Annotated in this window: 18 protein-coding genes; 4 read left to right on the top strand and 14 right to left on the bottom strand. The window is 62.1% G+C overall.

Annotation, left to right across the window (positions count from 1 at the left end):
• Positions 1-16 precede the first annotated feature (16 nt).
• Complete coding sequence (locus JN756_RS06995) at positions 17-799, bottom strand: class I SAM-dependent methyltransferase (protein WP_017844714.1); 783 nt, start codon at positions 797-799, stop codon at positions 17-19.
• Between the two features lie 96 nt (positions 800-895).
• Between JN756_RS06995 and JN756_RS06990 the strand changes: the two genes are divergently transcribed.
• Positions 896-1516 (top strand): hypothetical protein, encoded by a 621-nt coding sequence (locus JN756_RS06990; RefSeq protein WP_046490151.1) that lies wholly within the window; start codon positions 896-898, stop codon positions 1514-1516.
• A 40-nt stretch (positions 1517-1556) separates the two neighbouring features.
• Here the strand turns inward: JN756_RS06990 and JN756_RS06985 are convergent, their stop codons facing one another.
• The 6 genes from JN756_RS06985 to ppc form a co-directional block, all read right to left on the bottom strand.
• A complete protein-coding gene (locus JN756_RS06985; protein ID WP_017844712.1) occupies positions 1557-2384 on the bottom strand; it encodes an isocitrate lyase/PEP mutase family protein in 828 nt (275 codons plus the stop codon).
• A 27-nt stretch (positions 2385-2411) separates the two neighbouring features.
• Positions 2412-3272 carry a DUF72 domain-containing protein gene (locus tag JN756_RS06980; RefSeq protein WP_128191892.1) on the bottom strand — a complete coding sequence of 287 codons (861 nt, stop codon included), beginning with the start codon at positions 3270-3272 and terminating at the stop codon, positions 2412-2414.
• Entirely contained in the window at positions 3272-3571 is a 300-nt protein-coding gene (locus JN756_RS06975; RefSeq protein ID WP_017844710.1) for a hypothetical protein, read from the bottom strand. Before JN756_RS06975 ends, JN756_RS06980 begins: the two co-directional genes overlap by 1 nt.
• A 160-nt stretch (positions 3572-3731) precedes the next feature.
• On the bottom strand, positions 3732-4418 hold the full coding sequence (gene tsaB / locus JN756_RS06970) for a tRNA (adenosine(37)-N6)-threonylcarbamoyltransferase complex dimerization subunit type 1 TsaB (RefSeq protein ID WP_201021952.1): 687 nt from the start codon (positions 4416-4418) through the stop codon (positions 3732-3734).
• Positions 4419-4508: 90 nt separating this feature from the next.
• Entirely contained in the window at positions 4509-5156 is a 648-nt protein-coding gene (adk, locus tag JN756_RS06965; RefSeq protein ID WP_046384484.1) for an adenylate kinase, read from the bottom strand.
• A 280-nt stretch (positions 5157-5436) separates the two neighbouring features.
• Complete coding sequence (gene ppc, locus JN756_RS06960; protein ID WP_046384485.1) at positions 5437-8082, bottom strand: phosphoenolpyruvate carboxylase; 2646 nt, start codon at positions 8080-8082, stop codon at positions 5437-5439.
• Positions 8083-8280: 198 nt separating this feature from the next.
• Here ppc and JN756_RS06955 point away from each other — a divergent pair, with 198 nt between their 5' ends.
• The 3 genes from JN756_RS06955 (at position 8281) to lptF (ending at position 10177) form a co-directional block, all read left to right on the top strand.
• The gene (locus JN756_RS06955) at positions 8281-8625 is read left to right on the top strand and encodes a hypothetical protein (protein WP_017844706.1); all 345 of its coding nucleotides are present in this window, start codon (positions 8281-8283) and stop codon (positions 8623-8625) included.
• 284 nt (positions 8626-8909) lie between these two features.
• Positions 8910-9335, top strand: coding sequence for a DUF4398 domain-containing protein (locus JN756_RS06950; protein WP_026139763.1), 426 nt, complete (start codon positions 8910-8912; stop codon positions 9333-9335).
• 56 nt (positions 9336-9391) lie between these two features.
• Positions 9392-10177 (top strand): lipotoxin F family OmpA-related lipoprotein LptF, encoded by a 786-nt coding sequence (lptF, locus tag JN756_RS06945; RefSeq protein ID WP_017844704.1) that lies wholly within the window; start codon positions 9392-9394, stop codon positions 10175-10177.
• A gap of 47 nt (positions 10178-10224) precedes the next feature.
• Here lptF and JN756_RS06940 read toward each other — a convergent pair whose 3' ends face one another.
• The 7 genes from JN756_RS06940 to lysS all read right to left on the bottom strand — a co-directional run bounded on the left by JN756_RS06940 (position 10225) and on the right by lysS (position 16218).
• The gene (locus JN756_RS06940) at positions 10225-10575 is read right to left on the bottom strand and encodes a hypothetical protein (protein ID WP_046384486.1); all 351 of its coding nucleotides are present in this window, start codon (positions 10573-10575) and stop codon (positions 10225-10227) included.
• 119 nt (positions 10576-10694) lie between these two features.
• Positions 10695-11021 (bottom strand): PA3694 family proteiin, encoded by a 327-nt coding sequence (locus JN756_RS06935; protein WP_017844702.1) that lies wholly within the window; start codon positions 11019-11021, stop codon positions 10695-10697.
• Positions 11018-11923, bottom strand: coding sequence for an alpha/beta hydrolase (locus JN756_RS06930; RefSeq protein WP_108525947.1), 906 nt, complete (start codon positions 11921-11923; stop codon positions 11018-11020). Before JN756_RS06930 ends, JN756_RS06935 begins: the two co-directional genes overlap by 4 nt.
• A gap of 106 nt (positions 11924-12029) precedes the next feature.
• Complete coding sequence (locus JN756_RS06925; protein WP_017844700.1) at positions 12030-13307, bottom strand: flavohemoglobin expression-modulating QEGLA motif protein; 1278 nt, start codon at positions 13305-13307, stop codon at positions 12030-12032.
• Between the two features lie 21 nt (positions 13308-13328).
• Positions 13329-13877: a hypothetical protein gene (locus JN756_RS06920; RefSeq protein WP_017844699.1), complete on the bottom strand. Its 549-nt coding sequence runs from the start codon at positions 13875-13877 to the stop codon at positions 13329-13331.
• A gap of 15 nt (positions 13878-13892) precedes the next feature.
• Complete coding sequence (locus JN756_RS06915; protein ID WP_017844698.1) at positions 13893-14609, bottom strand: TetR/AcrR family transcriptional regulator; 717 nt, start codon at positions 14607-14609, stop codon at positions 13893-13895.
• A gap of 106 nt (positions 14610-14715) precedes the next feature.
• Positions 14716-16218: a lysine--tRNA ligase gene (gene lysS / locus JN756_RS06910; protein ID WP_024073787.1), complete on the bottom strand. Its 1503-nt coding sequence runs from the start codon at positions 16216-16218 to the stop codon at positions 14716-14718.
• Position 16219: the final 1 nt, after the last annotated feature.

Raw genomic sequence — 16219 nt, 5'->3', positions numbered from 1 at the left:
GCTTGTAGCGCGAGGCTCAGGACTTGAGTGCCTTTTTCGGATAGATGTCGTAGCGGCTGGATTTACCATCCAGCGCATGGCTCGGCTTGGGCCCCTCGATGCACGGCGCCTTGCGCGGGCGCTTGACCACCACGCGGTGACTGGCCAGGGCCAGCGCCGCCGCCAGCAGGGCCGGTGCGTCTGGATCATCGCCGACCAAGGGGCGGAACAGGCGCATTTCCTTCTTCACCAGAGCGGTTTTCTCACGGTGCGGGAACATCGGATCGAGGTAGATCACCTGGGGCGGCTCGCCTTGCCAATTGAGCATCACCTCGATGGAGTTGCCCTTGAGCAGCGTCATCCGCGCCACGATCGGCGCCACCTCAAAATCCTCCGCCGCGCGTGCCAGGCCATCCTCGAGCAATGCGCCGATCAGCGGCTGACGTTCGATCAGGCTCATCTCGCAGCCCAGGCTGGCCAGCACGAATGCGTCCTTGCCCAGCCCGGCCGTGGCGTCCAGCACCCGTGGGCGCACGCCCTGGGCGATGCCCACGGCCTTGGCGATCATCTGCCCGCTGCCGCCGCCGTACAACCGCCGATGCGCCGCGCCGCCTTCGACGAAATCCACGCGCACCGGCCCTGGCGCGTCAGGCCCGAGCTGTTGCAACTGCAGGCCTTGCTCCCCGACTTGCAGGGAAAACTCCGCATCCGCCAGCTGTAGCGGCAAGCCCAGCAGCGCAGCCCACTGTTCGGCGCGGGCCTGGAAGCCGTCGGCCAAGGCCTCGACCTGGATGCGGCTGGCCGCTGGTTGTTCGCTCATGAATCGCTACGCTCAAAAATATTAAGGATCGGCCAACAACGGCCGATAGAAACAAGGATCAGGTATTTTGCCAGAGCTGAGCGTCGACCGAGAAAAATGTCAGACATTCTTCCGCTAACCATCGGTGTACTGCCGACCCACAACCACTACGGCCTGCGCAATACGCAAGCGCTGGCCGGCGTCAGTCATGTGTGGCAGGACTTCTTCGCCCGCGCGCTGGCCGAGCAGCTCGGCGAAACGCCGGACGCGCTCGCGGCCAAGGCGCCAGCGCCGCTGGACCCAGCGGTGGAACCCAGTGCTGGTGCTGACCTGCTGTCGCAGATCCTCACCCAGCGTGAGTGCGACGTGAAAGACACTGAGATCGCCCCGCCTGAACCGCTGTTCCTGCCGATTGCCGAATTCGAAACCGAGTTGTTGCCACCGGCCGCCACGCCATTCCCGCAAGAAGAGATCGTCGCCCAGCAGCGCCAGCAGAATTTCGAAAGCACTTGGGTGCGCCCGATCGTGCTGAGCGCCGGCCAACCGCTACCGGAACCCGGCGCTGCGCCGGAACCGCGCCCATTACATTTGCCGATCGCCGAGTTCGAACTGGACCTGCTGCCACCGGCCGCCACGCCGTTCCCACAAGAAGAGCTGGCCGCCCAACAAAAGGCCCTGGACTTCGACTACCACTGGGCGCGTCCGCTGATCGTCAACAACCTGCGCCTGGCAGCATAAGCCTCAACGCCGCGCCCCATGCCGTGCGAACACGCGCCGCTTAATCCTTGAAGAATTGGCTGGCCTGGCTGTAGGGCATCGAGCGCTCGGTGAAGGTAAAGGTGCCGGACTGGTACACCTCCTGCGCCGCGCGGTAAAACTCGCCATACGCCGCCAGCGCCATGGCCGAGCCCACGCTGATGCGCTTGACGCCCATCGCGCTCAACTGCGCCACACTGAGTTTCAGGCCGCCGGACATCAACACATTCACCGGTTTTGGGGCCACGGCCTTGACCACCGCCAGCACCTCCTCGGCACTGCGCAGCCCCGGCGCATAGAGCACGTCCGCACCGGCTTCGGCGTAGGCCTGCAGGCGGCGAATAGTGTCAGGCAAATCCAGTCGACCATGCAGGAGGTTTTCTGCACGGGCCGTCAGCATGAACGGGAATGGCAGGCTGCGCGCAGCAACGACCGCGGCTTCCACACGCTCGACGGAAAGGTCAAAGGAATAGATCGGGTCGACGGCGATACCCGTGGCATCTTCAATGGAACCACCGACGATACCGCTGGCCGCCGCGCGCAAAATGGTTCGGGCGCAACCGTCGGGGGTGTCGCTGAAGCCGTTTTCCAGGTCGGCGGCCACCGGCAACGCGGTGGCCTTGGCGATCATCGTGGCGTTGACCAGGGTGTCTTCCAGGGACAGCGCCCCTTCGGCATCCGGGCGCCCCAGGCTGAACGCGTAGCCCGCGCTGGTGGTGGCCAGGGCTTCGAAGCCGAGGCTGGCGAGCATGATCGCCGAGCCTGCGTCCCACGGGTTGGGCATCACAAACGCACGATCGCGTGCATGCAGGGCCTTGAAGGTTTCGGCGCGAAGGGTTTGGGCATCCATGACTGACTCCTGGCGGGAAAAGGAGCCTTAGAGTAACCCCAGTTGCTGCGCTGCGGGTTCGCGGTGCAAGGTCGGCAACGCGGGCAAGCCGGGCAAACGTGCCATCAGTTTGGCGTGAAAACGCAGCGCCAGTTGCGCGGCGAGGCGGTTATCCGAGGTGTGCAGGAACACGTAGGGGGTGCGTCCCTCTTCGATCCAACCGGCGATCTTTTCCACCCACGGGATCAGGAAGGGGTCGTTGGCCTCAAGCTCGGGGTGGCCGATGAAGCGCACCTGGGGAAACAGGGTCAACGCCGCCGGACGCGGTGGTACCTTGGGTTTTTTCGCCTGGGCATGCAGCACCGCGGCCGAGGTGGATGTGCAACTGAACAGGGCGCGAGGGTCGAGGCAGATCCGTTCGACGCCACGGTCGCGCAGCAGGCGGTTGAGCATGCGCTCGGCATCGCCCTTGGCGAAGAATTGCGGGTGGCGCACTTCCACGGCCAGGGGGCGTTCCAGCCCGTCGATAAACCCGGCCAGTTCAGCGAGGCGCTGCGGCGAAAAGCTGGCCGACAATTGCAGCCACAGCGGCGAAATTCGCTCACCCAACGGGCTCATCAAGTCGACGAAACTGTGTGCCGCCGGCAGTTGCTCACGCAGGTCGCCACCGTGACTGATGTCACCGGGGAACTTGGCAGTGAAGCGAAAATCCGCGGGCATGATCTCAGCCCAGCGCTGCACGGTGGCGGCCGACGGGCGCGCATAAAACGTGGTGTTGCCTTCCACCGCGTTGAAGACTTGCGAGTAGAGGGCGAGGTAATCGCTGGAACGGGCATCGACAGGGTACAGGTACTCGCGCCAGGCGTTTTCACTCCAGGACGGGCAACCGATGAAATAAGGCAGGCGCATCAGATGTGGATGTCGAGACCCAGCACTTCCATATCCCATTCGACAAAGCCGGCGGTGGTCAGGTAGCTGGCCAGGGCGGTGGCAACGCTTTTGCTCATGGAGCGCGGGAAGACCATGTCTTGCTGGCGGGCAGGAAGACCACTGGTACGCGCATTTGCAGCGCCTTGGGGGCTGGACGCTTCGGACTGGACCTCGATGAAGTCCGGCGAATCCTCGACGGACTCGTCTACCGTGACGTTTGCCTTGCGCGGCTTACGCTTGAGGGGGTAGGACTGTGAGGAAAAGCCGTCTATACGCATCGATGCGAACTCGGTATCAGTAATGGCATTTTAGTGGCGCAATCCGTAGCGCGCAAATGCTCTGGTGATAACTAGAACACATAAATGGAAAAAGGTTTAAACGCCGGGGCAAATTCTGACGATTGGCGCGCTTTGGCCAAAAACACCCGTACTTTTGACGTCAAATTATCCCGCGTTCGGCCTTGGTCTGCGCGACTTTATCGCGCAGATACACCGGCGCCGCCTGGTCCGCAGCAATCGCTTCGCCACGCTCGAACGCAAAGCGCGCCAGGGTCAGCAGGTCTTCGGCATGCGGCAGCATTGTGGCGTCCTGGCCAACCAGCGGCACATCGATGCGCTCGCCATAACCCCAGCCCGTACCGGCACCGAACCAATCACCGCTGGCATCGCTCGGCAACTCCGCCGCTTCGGGGGGCAGCACGGCCTCAACGCCTGCCAGGCGCATCTCGCCGTCGGTTTCGCGGTAGCAGCCCCAATAGACTTCATCCATCCGCGCATCGATCGCCGCCGCCACTTGCCGTACACCGTGTTCACGCAACGCACGCTGGGCCAGTACGGCGAGGTTGGACACCGGCAACACCGGGCGCTCCAACGCAAAGGCCAGGCCCTGGACCACGCCGATGGCGATACGCACGCCGGTAAAGGCGCCCGGGCCACGGCCGAAGGCGATGGCGTCCACGGCCGACAGGCTCGTGCCGGCGTCCTCCAGCAGTTGCTTGATCATCGGCAACAGCTTCTGCGCGTGCAGGCGCGGGATCACCTCGTAGTGGCTGGTGACCTTGCCATCGTGCAGCAAGGCAACCGAGCAAGCTTCAGTCGCAGTGTCCAGGGCCAGCAGGGTGCTCATCGGTGTCGGTGTCCAAGTCGAAAAAAAGTGCGCCAGTATAAACAACAACGGCCCGCAAGCGGGCCGTTGTGCGTAAAGCCGATCGTTCGATCAGCTCAGTGCTTGCAGCACCTTGCCGGTGATCGCTTCCACCGAGCCGACGCCAGGGATGTGGCTGTACTTCGGCTTGCCTTGGGCAGCCGACAGCTTCTGGTAGAAATCCACCAGCGGCTTGGTCTGGGAATGGTAGACCGACAGGCGATGACGCACGGTTTCTTCGGTGTCGTCTTTACGCTGCACCAGGTCTTCACCGGTGACATCGTCCTTGCCTTCGACTTTCGGCGGGTTGTAGATGGTGTGGTACACGCGACCCGAGGCCTCGTGAACGCGGCGACCGGCGATACGCTGCACGATCTCTTCGTCTTCAACCGCGATTTCGACCACGGCGTCCAACTCGACACCTGCCGTCACCAGGGCTTCTGCCTGGGGAATGGTGCGTGGGAAGCCGTCGAACAGGAAGCCATTGGCGCAATCGGGTTGCGCGATACGGTCCTTGACCAGCGCGATGATCAGGTCATCGGAAACCAGACCGCCAGCATCCATGATGCTTTTGGCTTTAATGCCCAGCTCGGTGCCTGCTTTTACCGCAGCGCGCAGCATGTCACCGGTGGAGATTTGTGGAATGCCAAATTTTTCAGTGATGAACTTTGCCTGAGTACCTTTACCGGCCCCGGGAGCTCCCAGCAGAATGACGCGCATCGATGTGCTCCTCAATTTTTTATAGAGATGACGCTCGGATTCGCCGCGTGGGGCCAATCTCGTAAAAATGTGGGTCCAGGCCGCCCAAACGGCCAAAGGCTGATCAAGATACACAGCAGGCCTTAACCACACAAGCCGCCAAAAGTAGGAAAAACCCGCACCACACATGCGTCATAGGAGAGGTGTGCCTGAGTGCAACCCGCCCCCCTAAACGCCGACCGCCCTGTTAAGGACGGCCGTCGTGGGTTATCTGCAAGCCGTTGAGCACACGCAAAAAACCTCAGCCTGTATTGCGCAAGCCGGCGGCGATACCGGCCACGGACACCAGCAACGCCTGTTCCAGAGGGCTGTCCTGTGCCGCTTCCTGGCGACGCGAGCGCGCCAGCAATTCGGCCTGCAACAGGTGCAAGGGGTCGAGGTAGGTGTTGCGCAGGCGGATGAACTCCAGGGTGTCCGGGCTATGGGCCAGCAGTTGCGACTGGCCAGTCAGGCCAAGCACCACCTGGCAGGCCTGCGACAATAGGTCGCGTAAATGCGCGCCCAACGGCAACAGCTCGGGCTGTACCAGGCGCTCGTCATAGAGCCGCGCGATATCGGCATCGGCCTTGGCCAGCACCATTTCCAGCATATCGATGCGGGTGCGGAAGAACGGCCATTGCTCGCGCATCTGCCCCAGCAACTCGCCTTCCCCGCGCTCCAGCGCCTTGCTCAACGCCGCTTCCCAGCCGAGCCAGGCGGGCAGCATCAGGCGGGTCTGGGTCCAGCCGAAGATCCACGGGATCGCCCGCAGGCTTTCAATACCACCGGCACGGCGTTTGGCCGGGCGACTGCCCAAGGGCAGGCGCCCCAGCTCCTGCTCCGGGGTGGACTGGCGGAAATACTCGACGAATTGCGGATTTTCCCGCACCACCGCGCGGTAGGCGCTGACGCCGTCCGCTGCCAATTCATCCATCAAATGGCGCCAGTCCGGCTGCGGTGGTGGCGGCGGCAACAACGTCGCTTCCAACACCGCCGCCAGGTACAGATTGAGGTTCTGCTCGGCGATGTCCGGCAGGCCGAATTTGAAGCGGATCATTTCGCCTTGTTCAGTGGTGCGGAACCGCCCCGCCACCGAGCCCGGCGGTTGCGACAGAATCGCCGCGTGGGCCGGGCCGCCGCCTCGTCCGACGGTGCCGCCGCGACCATGGAACAACAGCAGTTCCACCTGTTGCTCGCGACAGATATCCACCAGACGTTCCTGCGCCCGGTACTGCGCCCAGGCGGCGGCGGTGGTGCCGGCGTCCTTGGCCGAGTCCGAGTAGCCGATCATCACTTCCTGCGGGCCTTGCAGCCGCGCGCGGTAACCCGGCAGCAGCAACAGTTTTTCGATCACCGGGCCGGCGTTGTCCAGGTCGGCCAGGGTTTCGAACAGCGGCGCCACGCGCATCGGCCGTTGCACGCCCGACTCTTTGAGCAACAGTTGCACCGCCAGCACATCCGACGCGGCGCCGGCCATGGAAATGACATACGAGCCCAGGGACGCGGCCGGGGCGGCGGCGATTTCGCGGCAGGTGTTCAACACCTCGGCGGTATCCGCCGACGGCTTGAAATAGCCCGGCAGCAGCGGTCGACGATTGACCAGTTCCTTCATCAGGAAGCCGATACGCATCTCTTCGTTCCAGTCTTCGTAACGCCCCAGACCGAGGTAATCGGTGATTTCGGTCATCGCCGCGGTGTGGCGGCTGGCGTCCTGGCGCACATCCAGGCGCACCAGGAACAGGCCAAAGGTGACGGCGCGGCGCAGGCAATCGAGCAACGGACCATCGGCGATCACGCCCATGCCGCACTCATGCAGCGACTGGTAGCACAGCTCCAGCGGGTCCAGCAGGTCGCGGTTGTGTTGCAGCACATCCGCCGGTGCCGGGATGGTCGCGCTCAATGCGGCTTGGGCCCATTGGCGGGTCGCCCGCAGGCGATCACGCAGTTGCTTGAGCAGCACGCGATACGGCTCGACGCTGTCGCCGACCTTGGCCTGCAACGCCGGGCTGGCCTGCTGCATCGACAGCTCCGAGGCCAACTGATCGATATCGCGCAAGTACAGATCGGCCGCCATCCAGCGTGCCAGCAGCAAGACTTCGCGGGTGACCGGCGCGGTGACATTCGGGTTGCCGTCACGGTCGCCGCCCATCCACGAGGCGAAGCGAATCGGCGCCGCTTCCAAAGGCAGGCGCAGGCCGGTGGCGGCCTGCAACGCATGGTCGGCCTTGCGCAGGTAATTCGGGATCGCCTGCCATAACGAGTGCTCGATCACCGCGAAGCCCCATTTGGCTTCATCCACGGGCGTGGGCCGGGTACGGCGGATTTCCTCGGTGTGCCAGGCCTCGGCGATCAGCCGTTGCAGGCGCTCGCGGATCTGTTCGCGCTCGGCGGTGGTGAGGTCACGGTGATCCTTCAGCGCCAGTTGCGCGGCAATCGCGTCGTATTTCTGGATCAGGGTGCGACGGGCCACTTCGGTGGGGTGCGCGGTGAGGACCAGCTCGATCTCCAGGCGCCCCAACTGACGGGCCAGGGATTCATTGCTGTGGCCTTCGCGTTGCAGGCGCGCCAACAACTCCGGCAACACCCGCGATTCGAAAGGCGCCGGTTGCGACTCATCGCGCCGATGAATCAACTGATACTGCTCGGCGATGTTGGCCAGGTTGAGGAACTGGTTGAAGGCCCGGGCGACCGGCAACAGTTCGTTTTCCTGCAGTTGGTTCAGACTGGCGCTGAGTTCCTCGCCCGCCGCCTGATCGGCCACCGCGCCACGCCGGTCAGCCTTGGCGCCTTTGCGGATCTGCTCGATCTTGTCGAGAAAATCATCGCCGTACTGCTCTCGAATGGTGTTGCCCAACAGTTCACCCAGCAGGTGAACATCCTCACGCAAGCGTGCATCGATATCACTCATCAGCCAATCTCCAGCCAGAAATCCGGGACGCGCAGGCCTTCCAGAGTGCCGCCCGCGTCACTTTCTGACAAGGCCAAGCACAAACCACTTTAAACCTTGTGGCTTACAGCTAGTCTCATGAGTGAGTCGCCGCGTTTATCCACGCTGGCGGCTGGTCGCTCATCACCGCCCGTTACCCAGGGTTTTATTGAGGTTGCCATGAAAATTCGAGAACTGGCCCAGCATTGGGAAGAAAACGCCAAGGGTCGCCTGACCAAGACGGAGTACGCGATCCATCTGGACGTGGAATCCGCCGCCCGCCTGGCGGCCATTGCGGAGATGTACCCCAAGCGCCACCCCGAAGAATTGCTCGGCGAGCTGATCGGCGCCGCCCTCGAAGAGCTGGAAACCAGCTTTCCGTACATCAAGGGCCAGCATGTGATTGCCACCGACGAAGAGGGTGATCCGTTGTATGAAGACGTTGGCCCCACCCCGCGCTTCCTGACATTGTCGCGCCGCTATCTGCACGACATGTCGGCCGGCGCCGACGAACCGAAGCACTGATCAGCCGTTCTTAAACACCCTCCATCCCGCGTATTTCCGGGCCTCACAAGGGCCCGGCATACCTCTGCGCGCGGCAAAAGTTCAAGCCAAAAAGCACTGACCGATCAGTCAGGTATTTTTTCAGGCCAATAGCCATCTTCTCTGAACTTTTGAAAAAAGCCGCAGGTCACAACCAGTAAGCCATCACTTGGAACGGCCGTTTGAATAGGCGTTTCGTGCTTTACCGCCGGGCCCGCAGCCGCTGACCAGTGCGATGGATTTTGATGTTTTTGAGGCGTTATCCAATGGAGTTGAAGACGATGAAGACCAGCACTGCCAAATCCACGTTTAACCACCTGCGCGGGCTCAAACTGGCCGCGTTGGCCATCGGCACTAGCTTCGTCCTGGCGGGCTGCGCTGGCAACCCACCGACCGAGCAATACGCGGTGACTCAGTCTGCGGTCAACAGCGCAGTCAGCGCCGGCGGCACCGAGTTCGCCGCCGTGGAAATGAAGTCGGCCCAGGACAAGCTCAAGCAAGCCGAAATTGCCATGCACGACAAAAACTATGACGAAGCCCGTCGCCTGGCCGAGCAAGCCGAATGGGACGCCCGCGTCGCTGAGCGTAAAGCCCAGGCCGCCAAGGCCGAGCAGGCGGTGAAGGACTCGCAGAAAGCGGTTGATGAACTGCGCAAGGAAGGCATGCGCCCGGCTGCTATCCAACAGAAATAAGCCGCCGCCCCTTGGCTGCATCGCACCTGATATCGAATTGAAAGGACGACACGACTATGCGCAAACAATTGATGATCCCTGCCCTGCTGGCGATGAGCGTTGCTCTGGCAGCATGCTCCACTCCGCCGAACGCGAACCTGGAAAATGCACGGACCAACTTCTCGGCCCTGCAGTCCAACCCGCAAGCCACCAAAGTGGCGGCCCTGGAAACCAAGGACGCCAGCGAATGGCTGGACAAGGCTGACAAGGCTTACCGCGACAAGGAAGACCAGAAGAAAGTCGACCAATTGGCCTACCTGACCAACCAGCGCGTTGAAGTGGCCAAAGACACCATCGCGCTGCGCGAATCCGAAGCCAAACTGAAAAACGCCGGTGACGAGCGCGCCCGCGCCTTGCTCGATGCCCGCGATGCGCAGATCAAGCAACTGCAAGACAGCCTGAACGCCAAGCAGACCGAGCGTGGCACCCTGGTGACCTTTGGTGACGTGCTGTTTGCCACCAACAAGTCCGACCTGAAGTCCAACGGCCTGGTCAACATCACCAAGCTGGCGCAGTTCCTGCGCGATAACCCGGACCGTAAAGTGATCGTCGAAGGCTACACCGACAGCACCGGTTCCGACTCGTACAACCAGAGCCTGTCCGAGCGCCGTGCGGCCTCCGTACAGCGCGCACTGGCCCAGCAAGGCGTGGACATTTCGCGCATCGTGACCCAGGGCTATGGCAAGGAATACCCGGTGGCCGATAACGGCAGCGTTTCCGGGCGCGCCATGAACCGCCGCGTTGAAGTGACCATCTCCAACGACAACCAGCCGGTCAAGCCACGTTCGTCCGTCGCTTACTGATCGATGCTGGAAAAAAACCCACCTGAACGGTGGGTTTTTTTTGCCTGTCAGGCGCCGATCTTACGACCGTTGTCGCTGTCCGGCATCATCGCTTCCATGCCTTGGCGCCCGGCCATCATCTTCTTCAGTTTCTCCATATCCAGTTGATCGCCGGAACCGCCAGAGCCCGAGGAATCGCCACCGCCCTGAGCACCGCCACTGCCCTGAGCACCGCCACCGCCTTGAGCACCGCCACCGCCCTGAGCACCGTTGCTGCCTTCCAGTTTCTCCAGAAGCTTCTTGATCAGCTCGGCCCCCATCTTACCCGGCTGCTGCCCAACCTCTTGCAAGCCCCCCTGATCAAGGCTGTTCTGCCCATTGACCATGCCCATTGCTCTATCGAGTGCACTGATAGCCATACCGCTCTCCCGGATTTTTTCGTAAGGATTGTTATCAGCAACGCTGACAAGCCAATCAGTGGCGTCTTACGCAAAACGGTTCCAGAAATTTCAGGCCGGGCGGTACTGCGCGCAACGGTTTATTGCTGCAACTGTGGGGTTTCCTGACCGACGCAACGCACGGCCTGCTTTTTGTTGTTCACCAGCACACCGCTGAGGCCTTTTTGCTCGGTATCGAACATCACCAGCACGCCATCGACGCATTGCGCCACTTGCGCCGCCGGGGTCAGGGAGATCTTGTAGTCCTCGCCGGGCACGGTCTTGAGCATGGTGAAGTCGCTGAGCAGCAACGCGTCTTCCGGTTTGGCGAAATGCAGGTAGCCATAAAACCACAGGCAGCCGACGGTGCCGATGATGGTGCCGATACCGGTGAGGATCAGCGGGATCATGTTGCGTTCTTCGCTCATTGCGGGCTCTCTGATGAGTCAACTTTAGGAATAGGGTAATTCGGAATCTCGCCCAGGCGACGCAGGCCGTTGAAGTGTTGCGGGTCGTCCAGATAACGCAGCATCACAGTTTGCCAGGTCTTGTCGGCAAAGGTCTGCACATGGCCGCCGCGGGTCAGTTGCAACACCCTGGGTGCAGGCGCGGCCTGATACAAGCGGATGCCATTGGACAGCGGCACGATCGGGTCATCGAGGCTGTGGAACAGCAGTTTCGGGACTCCGCTCAACTGGGGCATGCCATTGATCGCACTGTCGGCGTCGGGCACCAGCCAAGACAAGGGCACCTGAAACGGCCATGTTAACCAGGAGGTGCTCAGGGCGAATTGTCCTACATCACGATAACTGGCGGGCACGCCGTCCAGCACCAGGGCCTTGAGGTGGGTCTGCCGCTCGGGGTGGGCCGCCAGGTAATGCACGGCCAGCGCGCCGCCCAGGCTTTGGCCGAGGACGATCAACGGCTGGCCCTGGGTTTCGGGCGCCTTGTCGATCCAGCTGAAAGCCGCGTCGACGTCCTGATAGATCGCCGGCAGCGACGGCTTGCCTTGCGACAGCCCATAGCCGCGATAGTCCAGCAACAGCACTTGATAGCCCTGCTCCGGCAACCACCAACTGCCGCCCAGGTGCCAGGCCAGGTTGCCGCCGTTGCCGTGCAGGTGCAGCACCGTGCCCTTGAGCGGCACTCCCGGCTTGGCCGGCAGCCACCAGGCATGCAGCTTGACGCCATCGGCGGTGGTGAGCGTGACGTCGCGATACGCCAGGTGCGCCTTTTGCGGCGTGAACGGCAAGCCGGGCTCCGGGTAGAACAGCAGGGAGCTGCAGCCGTTCAGTGTGAGTAACAGGCAAAGAATGCCGAGGATTCTCATCCGTTGAAGCCTCGCTGATAGTCGAAATGTTCAGGCGTGTGCAGGTCCAACAAGGTGGGAGCACGCCCCCTCCCACCTTGTTGGACCGGTTGGGTCAGTTCAGCCTTTACAGGATGTTGGAGTAATCCGCCTCGATCCGATCCAGGCTCAAATGGTTGAGGAAGTTGGAGAAACACATCCACGCCGCCAGGGCGTTCATGTCGCGGAACTGCTCCGGCAGGTATTTGGGCGGCACCACCAGGCCTTCGTCGATCAGTTGGCGCAGGGTACGCATGTCTTCCAGGGTGGTCTTGCCGCAGAACAGCAACGGCACTTGTTCCAGCTTGCCTTTGCGCACGGCCAGCTGGATGTAGTTGTAGACCATGATAAAGCCCTTGAGGTAGGACAAATCCTTGGTAAACGGCAGACCGTTCGGCACCGAGCCGCGAAACACCCGGCTGGCGTTGCCGTAGCTCTCGGCCATTTCAAAACCTTGCTCGCGGAAGAACTCGAACACCTGCAGGAAATCGGCGCCCTCTTCCACCATGTGGATGGCACGGGTGCGGTTGGTCAGCTTGCGCAAGCGACTCGGGTAGGAGGCGAAGGTGATGATTTCCATCAGGATCGCAAGGCCTTCCTGGGTCACGGTCGACGATGGCGGGCCCTTGGACAGGAAGGTGCAGATCGGCTGGTTCAGGCCGTTGAGGGTGGTGCCCACATGCACCAGGCCTTCATGCACTTCGAGGGCGCGCACGTCGCGCTCGTTGAACATCGCATCGGCGCGGATCTTGATGTAGTCGGCCCCCGCCGCTGCGTCGGCGACGATGCCGTCGGACTCGAACACGCGGATGGTTTCCTCGGCCTCGCCAAACACCTTGTTCAGACGGGTTTGCAGCAGGCTGACCGCGTCCTTGGCGGTGAGGGTCTTGGCCTCGTCCTTCAGGTCGCCACGCACGTCGATATTGTTCAGGTAGTCGGAGAGCATCAGGCCCAGGTCGGCCAGGGTCGGGTCGCCGGCATGGAAGGCATCGGAGGCGGCGCCGTAGAGTTCCTGGGAAATCAGGCCGAAATCCTCGGTGCCGCGCGCTTCGAGCATACGCACCACCATGCGGTACTCCCGGCACATGCGGCGCATGATCTGCCCCACGGGGCTGAACTGGCCGAGGCGGCGGGTGATGTCGCGCTCGATGTTCTGGAACTCCAGCTTCACCGCGCTCGAATCGAACGACAGCGGCCGGTTCAGGTAGTAATCGCGGTCTACCGCGGGCATTGCCTTGCCCTTGGCCTTGAGGAAGCCTTGGCGAATGTTGTCGTCCCATTTCACTGCGTCGAGGACGCGGATCGGTGTTTGCGCCAGCACAATGCGATCGGACAAACTGCGTATCGTCTGCTGGTAATCGTCCACCCGGTACTTCCTCTTTAAACGTTATTTATCCGCACGCCGGTAGCGCGCAGCTTCAACGAACACATCGGCATTGGCCGGGTCATCCAGGTAGGCAAACACCTGGTCCATCGGGCTGTCGACCAGTACGCCGGGGCCTTCCACGGTGTCCACGGTGCTGCCGTGCAACGACCGCTGCCCGATGGCCTGGTGAATTTGCTCGAGGTCGAGGTTATAGACCACTAATTCGTGCGTTTCGTCGAGTTCGAACCCCGCCAGGACGTAATGCCCACCGAGTTTGCCCGGCAACGGCGCCGACAGATACCAGCGATTGCCATGGCGCGAGACGCTGAACACGTACTCATCACGCTGGCCGGGCTTGGCCTGAGGGTAGCTCACGGCTTTGTAGCGGTGTTTGCCGGCGCGGCTGATCTGCAGGTTGAGCGGCTCGCCCCAGGCATTCTTGCTCGTCCATTGGCCCACCAGCGCAGCGGGCGCCGCCTCGCTGGCCGGCAGCGGTTCCTTGAAGGTCACCAGGCAACCGCTGAGGAAGAGGAACGACAAGGCGACGACCGCGACACGCCAGGCTTTCATTGGACACTCCCGGTGTCAGACCGAGGCCAACACCAAATGCATGTAACGCTTGAGGATCTCAAGCATGTCGTCAGCGCTCAGCGGTTCCGCGCCGTCCAGCAGGCCCTGATATTCCATCCGACCGATAATCGCCGTCAACACTTTGGCATCCTGTTGCGGCTCGCGCGAGCCCAATACCTGGAAAAACTGCCCGGTGCCCTGCAACAGGATCTGCTGGTGAGAACGCACCAGCTCGGCCAGGCGCGGGTTGAGCAAGGCTTCCTGGCGAAAGGCCTGTTCGGCCATCAAGTACTCGCGACGATTGCTCAATTGGCGCTGCACGTAATCGGCGGTCAACCGCGCAATGTCATCGGCCAGTTGCGAACGCGACTCCGGGCTGCCATCGCCATACGCGACCATCTCGCGCAACAAGCCTTCGTTACGCACCCACAGCTTGCCCATGAATGCGGCGCTGCGCTCGACGTATTGGGCGAAGGTATCGGTGAGCAGGTCATCGATGTCCTTGAAGTAATAGGTGGTCGCCGACAGGGGCACCCCAGCTTCCGCCGCCACGGCACGGTGACGCACGGCTCGCACGCCATCACGCACCACGATACGCATGGCGGCATCGAGAATATCTTGCCTGCGTTGCTCGCTGCCCCGACGACTGGCCTTGCGGCCCTGGTACTGGACACTTTCAGCCACGGCAGCGGCAATGCCAGCGGCTCCTTCCTGAGCGATTACGCGGTTCACGACACACATCCTTGAAAAGATCAAAACCTGGCGCTGTTTGCTTGACGCTTATTTACGCCACATAAAAAAGCCGCCTTATAAAAGGCGGCTTCGAATTTCGCTACGGTTACGCTTGTGGCCGCATATGCGGGAACAAGATCACGTCGCGGATCGACGGCGAGTTGGTCAGCAACATCACCAGGCGGTCGATGCCGATGCCTTCGCCCGCGGTCGGCGGCATGCCGTACTCCAGGGCGCGCACGAAGTCGGCGTCGTAGTGCATGGCTTCGTCGTCGCCGGCGTCCTTGTCGGCCACCTGGGCCATGAAGCGCTCGGCCTGGTCTTCCGCGTCGTTGAGCTCGGAGTAGGCGTTGGCGATTTCGCGGCCGCCGATGAACAGTTCGAAACGGTCGGTGACGTTCGGGTTGTCATCGTTGCGACGGGCCAGCGGCGACACTTCGAACGGGTACTGGGTAATGAAGTGCGGCTGTTCCAGCTTGTGCTCCACCAGCTCTTCGAAAATCATCACCTGCAGCTTGCCCAGGCCTTCGAAGCCCAGCACCTTGGCGCCGGCTTTCTTGGCGATGGCGCGGGCCTTGTCGATGTCGGTCAGGTCGTCGGCAGTCAACTCGGGGTTGTACTTGAGGATCGAGTCGAACACCGACAGCCGCACGAACGGCTCGCCGAAGTGGAACACCTTGTCGCCATACGGCACGTCGGTGCTGCCCAGGACCAGCTGCGCCAGTTCGCGGAACAGTTCTTCGGTCAGGTCCATGTTGTCTTCGTAGTCGGCGTAGGCCTGGTAGAACTCCAACATGGTGAACTCAGGGTTGTGCCGGGTCGAGACGCCTTCGTTGCGGAAGTTGCGGTTGATCTCGAAGACTTTTTCGAAGCCGCCGACCACGAGGCGCTTGAGGTACAGCTCCGGCGCGATCCGCAGGAACATTTCCATGTCCAGCGCGTTGTGGTGGGTTTCGAACGGCTTGGCTGCGGCACCACCGGGGATGGTCTGCAGCATCGGCGTTTCCACTTCCAGGAAGTCACGCTTCATCAGGAAGGCGCGGGTGTGGGCAATCACTTGCGAACGCACGCGGAAGGTGTGGCGCACGTCTTCGTTGACGATCAGGTCAACGTAGCGCTGGCGATAACGCTGCTCGGTGTCGGACAGGCCGTGGTGCTTGTCCGGCAGCGGGCGCAGGGATTTGGTCAGCAGGCGCACGCTGGTCATTTCAACGTACAGGTCGCCCTTGCCGGAACGGGCCAGGGTGCCTTCGGCGGCGATGATGTCGCCCAGGTCCCAGGTTTTCACGGCGGCCAGGGTTTCTTCCGGCAGGGTCTTGCGGTTGACGTAGACCTGGATGCGCCCGGACATGTCCTGGATCACCATGAACGAGCCACGGTTGAGCATGATGCGACCTGCCACCTTGACCGGGATCGCAGCCTCTGCCAGCTCTTCCTTGGTCTTGTCCGCGTACTGTTTCTGCAAGTCTTCGCAGTAGGCATCGCGGCGGAAGTCGTTGGGGAAGGCATTGCCCTTGGCGCGCTCGGCAGCAAGCTTTTCCTTGCGCAGGGCGATCAGGGAGTTTTCTTCCTGTTGCAGGGCTTGCGGGTCGAGTTGTTGGTCGCTCATG

Origin of the sequence: Pseudomonas sp. Y39-6 (genome assembly GCF_023651955.1) — a bacterium.
Lineage (GTDB): Bacteria > Pseudomonadota > Gammaproteobacteria > Pseudomonadales > Pseudomonadaceae > Aquipseudomonas > Aquipseudomonas veronii.
This window is presented reverse-complemented; position numbering and strand designations above follow the sequence as displayed.

What these genes read in the sequence shown, in the direction of transcription:
- JN756_RS06995 (WP_017844714.1), bottom strand. Translation starts at nt 799, where the DNA reads ATGAGCGAACAACCAGCGGCCAGCCGCATCCAGGTCGAGGCCTTGGCC.
- adk (WP_046384484.1), bottom strand. Translation starts at nt 5,156, where the DNA reads ATGCGCGTCATTCTGCTGGGAGCTCCCGGGGCCGGTAAAGGTACTCAG.
- ppc (WP_046384485.1), bottom strand. Translation starts at nt 8,082, where the DNA reads ATGAGTGATATCGATGCACGCTTGCGTGAGGATGTTCACCTGCTGGGT.
- JN756_RS06935 (WP_017844702.1), bottom strand. Translation starts at nt 11,021, where the DNA reads ATGAGCGAAGAACGCAACATGATCCCGCTGATCCTCACCGGTATCGGC.
- lysS (WP_024073787.1), bottom strand. Translation starts at nt 16,218, where the DNA reads ATGAGCGACCAACAACTCGACCCGCAAGCCCTGCAACAGGAAGAAAAC.
- JN756_RS06985 (WP_017844712.1), bottom strand. Translation starts at nt 2,384, where the DNA reads ATGGATGCCCAAACCCTTCGCGCCGAAACCTTCAAGGCCCTGCATGCA.
- JN756_RS06940 (WP_046384486.1), bottom strand. Translation starts at nt 10,575, where the DNA reads ATGGCTATCAGTGCACTCGATAGAGCAATGGGCATGGTCAATGGGCAG.
- tsaB (WP_201021952.1), bottom strand. Translation starts at nt 4,418, where the DNA reads ATGAGCACCCTGCTGGCCCTGGACACTGCGACTGAAGCTTGCTCGGTT.
- JN756_RS06930 (WP_108525947.1), bottom strand. Translation starts at nt 11,923, where the DNA reads ATGAGAATCCTCGGCATTCTTTGCCTGTTACTCACACTGAACGGCTGC.
- JN756_RS06920 (WP_017844699.1), bottom strand. Translation starts at nt 13,877, where the DNA reads ATGAAAGCCTGGCGTGTCGCGGTCGTCGCCTTGTCGTTCCTCTTCCTC.
- JN756_RS06980 (WP_128191892.1), bottom strand. Translation starts at nt 3,272, where the DNA reads ATGCGCCTGCCTTATTTCATCGGTTGCCCGTCCTGGAGTGAAAACGCC.
- JN756_RS06955 (WP_017844706.1), top strand. Translation starts at nt 8,281, where the DNA reads ATGAAAATTCGAGAACTGGCCCAGCATTGGGAAGAAAACGCCAAGGGT.
- lptF (WP_017844704.1), top strand. Translation starts at nt 9,392, where the DNA reads ATGCGCAAACAATTGATGATCCCTGCCCTGCTGGCGATGAGCGTTGCT.
- JN756_RS06990 (WP_046490151.1), top strand. Translation starts at nt 896, where the DNA reads ATGTCAGACATTCTTCCGCTAACCATCGGTGTACTGCCGACCCACAAC.
- JN756_RS06950 (WP_026139763.1), top strand. Translation starts at nt 8,910, where the DNA reads ATGGAGTTGAAGACGATGAAGACCAGCACTGCCAAATCCACGTTTAAC.
- JN756_RS06975 (WP_017844710.1), bottom strand. Translation starts at nt 3,571, where the DNA reads ATGCGTATAGACGGCTTTTCCTCACAGTCCTACCCCCTCAAGCGTAAG.